This is a genomic window from Plesiocystis pacifica SIR-1 (assembly GCF_000170895.1).
Taxonomy (GTDB): domain Bacteria; phylum Myxococcota_A; class Polyangia; order Nannocystales; family Nannocystaceae; genus Plesiocystis; species Plesiocystis pacifica.
Genome location: NZ_ABCS01000178.1, coordinates 1 through 10,456, shown reverse-complemented (window position 1 = coordinate 10,456; position 10,456 = coordinate 1). Strand labels below are relative to the sequence as shown.

General features: G+C 71.1%; 10 protein-coding genes. 2 read left to right on the top strand and 8 right to left on the bottom strand.

What is annotated here, in order from left to right; translation table 11 throughout:
- Nucleotides 1–114: 114 nt before the first annotated feature.
- Nucleotides 115–1,536 carry a carotenoid oxygenase family protein gene (locus PPSIR1_RS40210; protein WP_006977078.1) on the bottom strand — a complete coding sequence of 474 codons (1,422 nt, stop codon included), beginning with the start codon at nt 1,534–1,536 and terminating at the stop codon, nt 115–117.
- Nucleotides 1,537–1,592: 56 nt separating this feature from the next.
- On the bottom strand, nt 1,593–3,104 hold the full coding sequence (locus PPSIR1_RS40205) for an alpha/beta hydrolase (protein WP_006977077.1): 1,512 nt from the start codon (nt 3,102–3,104) through the stop codon (nt 1,593–1,595).
- Nucleotides 3,105–3,208: 104 nt separating this feature from the next.
- Here PPSIR1_RS40205 and PPSIR1_RS40200 point away from each other — a divergent pair, with 104 nt between their 5' ends.
- Entirely contained in the window at nt 3,209–3,640 is a 432-nt protein-coding gene (locus tag PPSIR1_RS40200) for a hypothetical protein (protein ID WP_157596492.1), read from the top strand.
- Nucleotides 3,641–4,018: 378 nt separating this feature from the next.
- Here PPSIR1_RS40200 and PPSIR1_RS40195 read toward each other — a convergent pair whose 3' ends face one another.
- The 3 genes from PPSIR1_RS40195 to deoC are packed head-to-tail and all read right to left on the bottom strand — an operon-like array spanning nt 4,019 to nt 7,295.
- Entirely contained in the window at nt 4,019–4,843 is an 825-nt protein-coding gene (locus PPSIR1_RS40195) for an aldehyde dehydrogenase family protein (protein ID WP_006977075.1), read from the bottom strand.
- On the bottom strand, nt 4,843–6,339 hold the full coding sequence (locus PPSIR1_RS40190) for an aldehyde dehydrogenase family protein (protein WP_006977074.1): 1,497 nt from the start codon (nt 6,337–6,339) through the stop codon (nt 4,843–4,845). Before PPSIR1_RS40190 ends, PPSIR1_RS40195 begins: the two co-directional genes overlap by 1 nt.
- Before the next feature lie 20 nt (nt 6,340–6,359).
- On the bottom strand, nt 6,360–7,295 hold the full coding sequence (gene deoC / locus PPSIR1_RS40185; protein ID WP_045117710.1) for a deoxyribose-phosphate aldolase: 936 nt from the start codon (nt 7,293–7,295) through the stop codon (nt 6,360–6,362).
- 89 nt (nt 7,296–7,384) lie between these two features.
- Between deoC and PPSIR1_RS40180 the strand changes: the two genes are divergently transcribed.
- Nucleotides 7,385–7,867, top strand: coding sequence for a hypothetical protein (locus tag PPSIR1_RS40180; RefSeq protein ID WP_006977072.1), 483 nt, complete (start codon nt 7,385–7,387; stop codon nt 7,865–7,867).
- 43 nt (nt 7,868–7,910) lie between these two features.
- Here the strand turns inward: PPSIR1_RS40180 and PPSIR1_RS40175 are convergent, their stop codons facing one another.
- The 3 genes from PPSIR1_RS40175 to PPSIR1_RS40165 form a co-directional block, all read right to left on the bottom strand.
- Complete coding sequence (locus PPSIR1_RS40175; RefSeq protein ID WP_006977071.1) at nt 7,911–8,525, bottom strand: PepSY-associated TM helix domain-containing protein; 615 nt, start codon at nt 8,523–8,525, stop codon at nt 7,911–7,913.
- A 13-nt stretch (nt 8,526–8,538) separates the two neighbouring features.
- A complete protein-coding gene (locus PPSIR1_RS40170; RefSeq protein ID WP_006977070.1) occupies nt 8,539–9,255 on the bottom strand; it encodes a molybdopterin-dependent oxidoreductase in 717 nt (238 codons plus the stop codon).
- 120 nt (nt 9,256–9,375) lie between these two features.
- Nucleotides 9,376–10,456, bottom strand: a 1,081-nt coding sequence (locus PPSIR1_RS40165) for an FG-GAP repeat protein (protein ID WP_006977069.1), incomplete at its 5' end; no start/stop codon positions are given.

Genomic DNA, 10,456 nt, shown 5'->3' with positions numbered 1-10,456 from the left:
GCAGTCAGGCGACAGCGGGGGATCCGACCCCCTTGACCCGTGCCCGCTCCCCATCAGAGACGACAACACTCGCCAAACCAACGAGAGCCCCGCTCTCCATCAGAGACGAGACTTCTACCCGACCCACGCCCCATGAAAGGTCTGAGGCACGGGATGGTCGAACCACACCTTCGCCACCGGCCCCGCCTCCATGGCATCACCATCGAGCACAGCCACGAAGCTCGCCCGCGCGAGCTCGTCGTGACACAAGCTCACGACCCAGCTGCCCTCCCCCGCGCGCGCCACGGGGATCGGCTCGCTGGGCCGCTGGTGCGCCTCGGGGATCCAGCGCTGGACCGAGACCGCGTCGCCGCTCGGATCGGCGTCGCTCCCGAGGGCGACCCGAGCCAGGCCGTAGTGGTCGGGGTCAGAGCTGGTCTGCATCCACGTCGGCCCGTGGGCCAGGCCCGAGCGGGCGGGCAAAATGCGCGGAAATTCGCAGGCGACGTCCCAGCGCGCCTCGCTGACGAAGACCCTCGAGCCCTTGCCCTGGGGGTTCACGCGGGCGCGGTGGAGGATGGGCGGGGCGATGGCCCTGCCGCTGCCGATGGCGTCGAGGGAGTCGAGGTTGGGGTAGCGGCAGTAGTCGATGACGAGCTCGCCGCGGTCCTCGAAGCCGTTGACGAAGTGCCAGACCCAAAAGCTCTCGGCGTCGAAGCGCCGGTGGGTGCTCGGGTCGTCGGCGCTGGCGAGGGGCACCACGATGATCTGCGTGCCGTCCTGGGGCCGCCACTGGAACCAGTCGGCGAAGCTGCCCATCTGCAGCAGGGCGCGGCCCATGGCCAGGCGCCCGGGGCAGACGAAGAACACCAGGTAGTTCTCGGTCGCCACGAAGTCGTGGACGAAGCCGGGCCAGGGCAGGTCGACGCAGCCGATGCGCCGGGCCGCGCCGTCCTCCGGGCGCTCGGGGAAGGCGTAGAGATCGAGGACGGTCTCCTTGCCAAAGCGCAGCCCAAAGTTGAACCAGGTGCGCAGCTTGGCCACGCGCGTGGGGTGGGCGGAGAAGCTGCGGACCACGGCGCCGTCGAGGTCGTCCTCGCGCTCGAAGGCGAGGGTCTCGGCGTCGAAGGCGATGGGCGGGGCGGTCTCGAGCAGGGCGTAGACCTGGTCGCGCCACGCCCAGATCGCCGTGTTGCCGGTGTTCTTTTGCTTTTGCTGCAGGCCGTGGATGACCCGGCGCAGCCACGGCGCGCCGCTGCTGTAGAGCATGCGCCCGGCGGCCTCTTCCTCGAGGTAGCCGGGGGTCTCGAGCACCCGCGCCGCACCCCGGGCGCCGCCCTCACCGTCGAAGCGCACGGCCGAGAGCACCGCGTCGGCCTCGAAGGGGTGCTCGAGGCGCTTGCCGAAGCGCTCGTAGAGCCCCGGACCGGTGCGGTAGAGGGTGCCCCGCAGGCCCTTGGGCAGCTCGCCCTCCACGCGCAGATCTTCGAATCCGTGGCCGCGAACGAGGTTCTCGCCGAGGGCGGCGTGGGGACGGTCGGTGCGGGGCGCCTGCATCGGATGAGCTGTACTAAAGATTGGACGGAGTGGTCAAAAATAAGCGCCGGGAGCCCTCAAAAGGTGTCCTGGGGGAGCATCATCCAGCACGTGGGATCGACGCTGAGCTCGCGCGTGAACTCCTGCGCCATGCTCGCCGCGCAGCCGCTGGCGAAGGTCACGGCGTGCCCGAGCCCGGGGAACTCGTAGAGCTCGGCGTCGCCGAGGGTCTCGGCGGCCTGCTCGGCCTGGCTCACCGGGGTCACGGGGTCGAACTCGCCGGCCAGGATCAGCGTGGGGATGTCGCTGACGACGGCCTCGGTGGCCTCGACGGGGCCGCCCTCGACGCCCCAGGTCGCGCAGTGGGGGAGGGCGAAGCCCGCGTACAAGGTCGCGTGCACGGGGTTGGCGGCGTAGGCCTCGTCGAGCTCGGCGGCGTCCAAGAGCGCGCCCCCGTCGACGCAGTCGATGGACAGCCGCGCGCCCTCGGCCAGGGCCGTGAGCAGGGGCAGGGACTGGGCCGCGAGGTCCTCGAGGAAGCCGAGGTTGCCCTGGCCGGCCTGGAAGATCAGCAGCGGGACCAGGGGGATGAGCTCGGCGTCGTAGAGGGCGTTGAACAGGCCGGCGTAGAGGTCGGAGCTGGTGATCGACAGCTCGTGGGGGACGCCCATGGTGTCGGTGACCGAGGTCGTGAACGGCTCGGCGTCGAGGTTGGCCAGGGCGTCCTCCCAGTTGGCCTCGAGCTCCGGGAAGCTCGCGGCGCAAAACTCCTCCTCGAGGCAGCCGTCGATGAGCCGATCGATGGCCGTCTCGGCGTTGCCCCGCATCCAGCCGACGCCCGCGGCCTGGGGCGGGTAGACCGAGTCGAGGACCACGGCGCGGATGCCCTCGGGGTGGCGGCGCATCACCTCCAGGGCCACGCGGGTGCCGTAGGACACGCCGAACAGGTTCCACTGCTCGTGGCCCAGGGCCAGGCGCAGGTCCTCGATGTCGTCGGCGTTGGACGCGGAGTTGAAGGCGCTGAGCTTGGTCTCGGCGGCGAGGCGATCGCGGCACGCCGCGTGGGCCGCGTCGAACACCGCGAGCTCCTCCGCCGGGCCGGCGACGGTGGTGAAGGTCTGGATCCACGCGGCCTCGACCTCGGGGCAGTCGAGGTTGGGCAAGGCCTCGCCGCCCCCGCGCTGGTCGAACACGATGAAGTCGCCGTCCTCGGCCTCGGGGTTGTCGAAGAAGGCCGCCGCGTTGTCGAAGGCGTCGCCGCCCGGGCCCCCGTGGAGGTAGAGGGTCGGGGGGCGGCTCGGCTCGCCGGCTGGGTGGAGCACGGCGACGGGCAGGGCGACGGCGCCGGCCTGGAGATCCTCGCGGTCGACGGGGACGAACAGGGTGTAGCAGTCGGCCGAGCGCCCGGGGGGCGACGAGAAGGGGCAGTTGCGGTCGCGCAGCTCGGACTCGTAGGCGGGCTCGCCCTCGGTCTCCGTGCCCGCGTCGCCGAGCTCGTCGTCCCCGACGTCTCCGTCGTCCCCGCACGCGGTGACGGCGAAGGCGGCGAAGGTGGCGAGGGCGAGGGCCGCGGTGCTCGGGACGCGCATGACCCGAGTGTAGGAGATTCGTCGTTTGCGGGCCGTGGGATTCACCGTCCTGGGTCCAGAGCGAGAGAGCTGACAGCGCCGCGATGGTGTGCGAAACCGGGACGGTGAGCGTCGACGATCGCCCGCGCTGCCGCTCGCACCGAGAGGCCGCCCTGCTCAGCCGGATGTGCGCCAAGGCCCAGGTCGAGTTCACCGAGTGGGAGTGCGCGCGCTTGCTGACCGAGTTCAAGCGCAACCTGACCGCGGCGCAGTGGAAGGCCCTGCGCGAAGACCCGAAGATCGTCGGGCCCGAGGACGCCCTCCAGGCGCTGATCGTGTTCGGCTTCGAGAACCGCCGGCTCAAGCGCATGCGCCTGCGCGGGCGGGGTCGGGACCGGATCTGGAAAGAGGAGGGGCAAAAAGCCCGGCTGCGGAGCTTGATGCGGGACGAGAGCCGCGGCGTGTCGAAGGCCGGCGGGACCGCGCGCGAGCGATCCGAGCCGTCGCGGCGCGGGTCCGCGAAGACCCGGACCCGGCGCTCGACCAAGCCGCGCTGACTATTTTAGCCGTCGTGGACGACGCCGCGCCCTCCCTGCCCCACGTCCACGACTCAGGGACCGTGAATTTTTCACAGTCCCTGTCCATTTTAGCCGTCGTGGACGACGCCACGCCCTCCCTGCCCCACGTCCACGACTCAGAGCAGCCATCACCGAAGTCGAGGCTTCGGCCTACCAAGGATGAAACCGCCCCCCCCGTGGACTACCGAGCGGTCAGTTTCGTATCAGAGACTGTCAAGGAATCCACGCCCCCGCTTGCGGGGGCGACCACCAGCCTTCTCAAAGGCACGAACCCCATTGCCCACCAAGCCAAAGCGGAGGAGCGGACAGCGACGAAGCGCCCCCGGTCCCCAAACGGCTGTGGGGGCAAAGCAGAACTCAGCTGCTCATCCACACGGTCTTGACCTCGGCCAGCCGCTGCAGGGTCAGCGGCGGCGCGGCCTGATCTGCGGACCCAACCACGACCACCCGCCGCATCACCCGGGCGGCCTGCCTTTGAGCCTCGGTGATGGCGTCGTCGTCGACGGCGCCCTCGACGAGGTAGAGGGCGTCGAGGTCGTCGTGGCGGTTGACCCACTCGAGCAAGGCGGGGACGTCGGTGGTCATCACGTTGACCACCCCGGCCGGCATGTCGCAGGTAGCGAGGGCCTCGGCCAGGCCCGCGGCCAGCTCGCCCTGGTCCGAGGGCACGAGCACGATGACGGCGTTGCCCATGACCGCGGCCGCGCACGCGGCCTCGACCATGCCGACGAGGCCCTCGGCGGGGTTGGGCACGGCCACGACCACGCCGACGGGGCGGATCATCGAGTAGTTGACGTAGGCCGCGGCGACGGGGTTGAGGGTCGAGAGCAGGGCGCTGATCTTGTCGGACCAGCCGGCGTGGTGGACGGCCCGGTCGACGGCGATCTGGGTCCGGTCGGTCTCGCCCGGGAAGGCCGAGGCGCGGCTCTCGATCATCTCGGCCAGGCGGTAGAGGATCTGGCCGCGGTTGTAGCCCGTGCGCCCGGCCCAGCCGGCCTGCGCCTTGCGGGCGATCTCCATGGCGTCCCGGAAGTCCTTGCGGCTGGCTCGGCTCACGTAAATCTCGTTGGTGCTGAAGGAAGATCGGACACGGTCGACGCGGCCGGACTCGGAGCGGATGAAGCGGCCGCCGACGTAGAGCTTGATGGTCTTCTCGACCACGAGTCGGTTGGACGTGGACATCAGCGCTGCTCCGCGAGGTAGGACCACAGACCGGCGACGCCGCCCTCGCGGCCGTAGCCGGAGTGCCGCACGCCGCCGAAGGGCGAGGCCGGGTCGAAGAGGTTGTAGCCATTGGCCCAGACCACGCCGCAGTTGAGGGCGTGGGCGACCTTGAACAGCTTGGCGGTCTTCTCGGACCAGACCCCGGCGGCCAGGCCGTAGTCGGTGTCGTTGGCCTTCTTGATCGCCTCCTCCGGGGTCCGGAAGGTCAGCACCGAGAGCACCGGGCCGAAGATCTCTTCGCGGACCACGGTGTCGCTCTGCTGCACGCCGGTGAGGATGGTGGGCAGGTGGTAGTAGCCGCGGTCGGGCACGTCGCAGGCGGCCCCGCGCCACACCGTCGCGCCCTCGTCGACGGCGATGTCGAGGTAGCGCTGGATGGTCTGGTGCTGCTCGGCCGAGTTGATCGCGCCGACGTCGGTGTTCTTGTCGAGGGGGTCGCCGATGCGCAGGGTCGCCACGCGCCGCTTGAGCCGGGCGAGGAACTCCTCGGCGATGGACTCCTCCAGCAGCAGCCGCGAGCCCGCGCAGCACACGTGGCCCTGGTTGTAGAAGATGCCGTCGACGCAGCCCTCCACGGCCTGGTCGAGGGCCGCGTCGGCGAACACGATGTTGGCCCCCTTGCCGCCGAGCTCCATGGTCGCGTGCTTGCCGCTACCGGCGATGGACTCGGTGATCTTGCGCCCGACCTCGGTGCTGCCGGTGAACGCGATCTTGTCGACGCCCGCGTGCCCGACCAGGCTCGCGCCCGTCGAGCCCGCGCCGTTGATGATGTTGACGACGCCCGCGGGCAGCTCGACCTCCTGGAGCAGGTCGCAGAACAAGGCGGCGGTCAGCGGGGTGGTCTCGGCGGGCTTGAGGACCACGGTGTTGCCCGTGGCCAGGGCCGGCGCGATCTTCCACGCCATCATCAGCAGGGGGAAGTTCCACGGGATGACCTGGGCGGCGACGCCGTGGGGGCCGTAGAAGCTGTTGCCGCCGAGGGTCGGCGGGGCGGCGTAGGGCAGCTTGTCGGCCCAGCCCGCGTAGTAAAAGAAGTGCGCCGCGGCCAGGGGCACGTCGACGTCCCGGGTCTCGCGGATGGGCTTGCCGTTGTCGACGGTCTCGAGCACGGCGAACTCGCGGGCGCGCTCTTGCAGGCGCCGGGCGATGCGGAACAGGTACTTGCCGCGCTCGAGGGCCGGGAATTTCGACCACACCTGCTGGTAGGAGCGGCTGGCCGCGGCCACGGCCAGGTCGACCTCCCTCGCGTCGGCGGTCGCGATGGACGCGAGCGCCTCGCCGGTCGCCGGGTTGATGGTGTCGAAGCGGTCCTCGTCGCGCCCCGGCTGCCACTCGCCGTCGATGAAGTGGCCGTAGGCGGGGCGGATGTCGACCGGATGCTTTTCGATGGACGGCGACAGCGGCAGCGCGTCGGCCAGGTCCAGCTTGGGAGCGTCGTCGGTGGGTTGAGTCATGGTCGCGGGGAAGGGGCGGTTCAGTCGACGGAGAAGCGCCGGGGGCTCTGGTAGTAGCCCTCGTCGCGCCACAGCAGCTGGCGGAGAAGATCGTTGGTCAGCGAGCTCGCGCCGAAGCGGAACATCGCGGGGGTCAGCCAGCCCTTGCCGAGGATCTCGGCGAGCAGGGCCAGGTAGTGGAGGGCCTGCTTGGCCTTGCGGATGCCGCCGGCGGGCTTCATGCCCACGGCGACGCCGGTGCTCAGGTAGTGCTCGCGGATGGCCTCGAGCATGACCAGGGTGACCTCGAAGGTCGCGGCGGGCTGGATCTTGCCCGTCGAGGTCTTGATGAAGTCGGCGCCCGCGGCCATGGCCAGGCGCGAGGCCGCGGCCACGTTGTCGAGGGTCCCGAGCTCGCCGGTCTCGAGGATGACCTTGAGGTGGGCCTCGCCGCACGCCTCCTTGGTCGCCACGATCTCGTCGAAGACCTCGGCGTCGCGGCCCGCGAGGAAGGCCCCGCGGTTGATGACCATGTCGATCTCGTCGGCGCCTGCGGCCACGGTCTGGCGGACCTCCTCGAGCTTGAGCGCCAGGGGCAGCTGGCCCGAGGGGAAGGCCGTGGCCACGGCGGCGAGCTTGATGGGGCCGTCGCGCTCGCCCAGGACCTCGCGGGCCGTCGGGACCATGTTCGGGTAGACGCACACGGCGGCGCAGCTCGGGAGGGGACGCTCGTCGCCGAGGGTGCCCACGTAGGGGTGCCTGGCCTTGCGGCACAGGCCGCGCACGCGCTCGGGGCTGTCGGCGCCCTCGAGCGTGGTCAGGTCGACCATGGACAGGGCCAGGCGCAGCAGCTCGACCTTGGACTCGGTCTTGATGCTGCGCTTGCGGACGCGGGCGACTCGTTTGGCGACGCTGACGTCGTCGACCCTGGCCGCGCGCCAGCGTCGAATGTCGGACTCGGTGCAGGTCAATGCCATGGCTTGCCCTGGTCAACCTACACCGAAAAGGTGGTCCTGGGATCACCAGGACTTGATCTCGTCTGGCCTTGGGTGCGAATCATTTTGCCATGTTCACCGCTAGACGACACCGAACCGCAGCTGTTGCCGGCTTCGCCCTCGCCCTGGCCGCTTCGGTCACGGGCTGCAGCGAGGCGCCCAACGAGGCGCCCTTCATCGAGCGCATCCAGGTTTGGGGCGGGAACCTGGTCGAAGGGGAGGTTGCTCCGGTCCACGTCACGGTCCTCGACGCCGACGGCCTCGACGACATCGTGGGCGTGCGCTTGCTCTACGCCCCGGACCAGTTTTGGCTGACCTCGTTCACGGCGGCCAGTGACGGTTTGTTCACGCTCGGCATCACCTGGACCGAGCTCGCCGATCACGGCGTGTTCGACGGCCGCGACGGGCAGAGCGTCGTGTCCGTGGACCTGATGGTCGAGGCCATGGACAACGGGGGGAACGTCGATCGGCTGACCTTCGAGCTGATCGCCGCGTGTCCCTCGGACACCGAGCTGTGCGACGGGACCTGCATCCCGGACTTCGAGCCCTGTTGAAGTCGAGATGCCCCGCCGCGTGGGTGGGGGGGGCGGGGGCGGTTCAGCTTGGGCCGCCCGAGAGCACCACGTAGGCGATGGGCACGGCAGCACCGATCAGCACGAGCACCCAGCCGCGGCCGCGCATGCCCTTCTTGCCCGGGATCATCAGCATCCCCGAGGTCGCCAGGAACAACAGGATGATCGCGTAGCCGTCGGCGACGACGGTCCACGCCTTCTTGCCGCGGTTGAGGTGCAGCCAGTTGGCCAGGCGCAGGCCGGGGCGGGCGCGCTGGCCCCGGTCGAGGATGGTCATGGTCTCGCCGTTGGCGTAGAGGGTGCGGCCGTCGAGCTGGATCTCGAGCTCCTGCTCGTACAGAAATTTGTCCGTGGGCTCCTCGTCGATGCCGAGCTGGTCGAGGACCTGGCGCACGGCGGCGTCTTCGTCCTCGGGCAGCGGGGCCGCCAGGGCGTGCTCGGCCTCGAAGGCCACGAAATTGGGGTCCCAGTCCTCGATGTGGTTCACGGCCAGGCCGGACATCGCGTAGACGAGGGTCAGCCCGACGACGAGGTAGCCCAGATCGCGGTGCAGCGCCCGGACGGCCGGTCGCCAGCGGCGGCGCTTTTTCTTGGGCTTGGGCGGCGCGGAGGGCTGGGGGGAGTCGGGGGTCTCGGTCATGGGCAGGGTGGGGTCAACCGTAGCGCTCTTCGAGCCAGGGGTCGCCGCGATCGTGGTAGCCGCGGACCTCCCAGTAGCCGGAGGTGTTGCGGTCGCTAAAGCGCACGCCGGTCAGCCACTTGGCGCTCTTCCAAAAGTACAGCGAGGGGATCACGGCGCGGACCGGGGCGCCGTTGCGCCCGGCCAGGGGCTCGCCCTCGAAGCGGTGGGCGACAAGGGCCTTGGGGTCGAGGACGTGCTCGATGCCGACGTTGGCGGTGTAGCCGTGGGCGGCCTCGAGGATGACGTAGCGGGCCGTGGGCTTGGGCCGGGCGACGGCGGCGATGTCGGCCAGGCGCACGCCCTCCCAGCGCGCGCCGAGGCGGGACCAGCCGGTGACGCAGTGCACGTCGAGCTCGAGCTCGCGCTGGGGCATGGTCATCAGGCCCTGGAAGTCGACCTCGAAGGGGTTGTCGACCTCGCCATGGACCTTCAGGCGAAAGCGAGACTTGCTCGGGTTGCCCGCGACGCCGCCCATGGGCTTGAGGTAGTTGATGACCCGCTGGCCCGGGGGCAGGCGGGGGCGGCCGTCGGACAGCTGCTCGCGCTTGGCGGCCTTGGTCTGCTCGTCGTCGGCGAACAGGTACCAGCCGCCGAGGGCGGCGAAGGCCGTGCCGATGCCGGCGAGCCGCACGAAGCGGCGGCGGGTCTCGAGGCGCTCCATGGCGCGTTGCTGCTCGCGGTAGTTCATGTGGCTTCACCCTGGGCTACGGGCCCGAGCGGGCCCCGGTTACTGGCCCGGTCACCGGTGAGCTTGGCAGCTCGAGGGCGCGACGCGAGCGATTCGCCCGTCTGTGAGTTCTGGAGCCCCTCAATCGGGGGCGAGGTCGCCCTCGGCGATGGTCCAGTGTGCGCGCAGCTCACGGGCGCCGACGACGATCAGCTCCTCGCGGCCGGGGATGGCGGGGACGCGCATGCCGTGGACGCCGAGGCCGTGGCGGGCGCTGGTGCGGGGGGCGAGGTCCTCGAGGGTCCGGACGAGCTCGCGGGTCTCGGCGTCGAAGACGTAGACCCGGCCGACCTCGGCCTTGCCGCCCACGCGGGCCCCCGGCGCGCCCACGGCGAGGACGTGGGGGTGGTCCGTGGCGCCGAGGGTGACGGCGTCGAGGCTGGCGCCAAACTCCAAGCCAGCCTCGGCGTCGTCGCCGATCTCGAACACCTCGGGGTCGCTGGGCAGGGCCTCGCCGGGCTCGCTGCGATAGAGCCACAGCGCGGCGCTGGCCGGGGCCCCGACGGCGAGGTCCTGGTCGCCGTCGCCGTCGACGTCGGCGACCAGGAGGGTCGCGCCTGATCCAGGGAGCTCGAGCTCCCCGAGCGCGCAGGCGTAGCGCGGGGCGCCGACGAGCGTGGACGCGTCTTCGCCAGGCTCGCGGCCCACGAACACGATCCGGGTGTCGAGCAAGAGCGCGGCGAGGCGGGCGGTCTCGCCGGTCCCGGGCAGGGGCAGGGCGCCGCCTGCGATGGCCGAGGCCGGCAGCCCCGGACACAGGGTCAGGCCAAAGCCCTCGCTGGGGTCCGCGTCGAACACCGTGGGGTCGGCGGCCAGCAGCGCCTCGCGGGCGCCGAGGTAGTCCGCCCGCGCGCTGCCCAGGCCGTCCCAGATGACCAGCTCGCCGCTCGCCGTCACGGCCAGGGCCTCGGGCAGGGCGCTCTCGGGGCCGTCGAGCTCGAGGGCCCCGAGGCCGCCGACGAAGCTGGGGCTCAGCGCGGGCGTGGCCTCGAGCACCCAGGGGTAGAGCTGCATGTCGTCCTCGGCCTCGGCGGGGCGGGAGAAGTCGAGGACGCGAAAGCGGACGAGGCGGTCGGGGAGCGCGGGCAGGCCGAGGGCCTCGGCGGGGGCGTGCACGCGCAGCAGGCCCTCGGGGATGTTGGTGTCCGCGACGGCGGCGAGG

What these genes read in the sequence shown, in the direction of transcription:
- PPSIR1_RS40210 (WP_006977078.1), bottom strand. Translation starts at nt 1,536, where the DNA reads ATGCAGGCGCCCCGCACCGACCGTCCCCACGCCGCCCTCGGCGAGAAC.
- PPSIR1_RS40205 (WP_006977077.1), bottom strand. Translation starts at nt 3,104, where the DNA reads ATGCGCGTCCCGAGCACCGCGGCCCTCGCCCTCGCCACCTTCGCCGCC.
- PPSIR1_RS40195 (WP_006977075.1), bottom strand. Translation starts at nt 4,843, where the DNA reads ATGTCCACGTCCAACCGACTCGTGGTCGAGAAGACCATCAAGCTCTAC.
- PPSIR1_RS40190 (WP_006977074.1), bottom strand. Translation starts at nt 6,339, where the DNA reads ATGACTCAACCCACCGACGACGCTCCCAAGCTGGACCTGGCCGACGCG.
- deoC (WP_045117710.1), bottom strand. Translation starts at nt 7,295, where the DNA reads ATGGCATTGACCTGCACCGAGTCCGACATTCGACGCTGGCGCGCGGCC.
- PPSIR1_RS40180 (WP_006977072.1), top strand. Translation starts at nt 7,385, where the DNA reads ATGTTCACCGCTAGACGACACCGAACCGCAGCTGTTGCCGGCTTCGCC.
- PPSIR1_RS40175 (WP_006977071.1), bottom strand. Translation starts at nt 8,525, where the DNA reads ATGACCGAGACCCCCGACTCCCCCCAGCCCTCCGCGCCGCCCAAGCCC.
- PPSIR1_RS40170 (WP_006977070.1), bottom strand. Translation starts at nt 9,255, where the DNA reads ATGAACTACCGCGAGCAGCAACGCGCCATGGAGCGCCTCGAGACCCGC.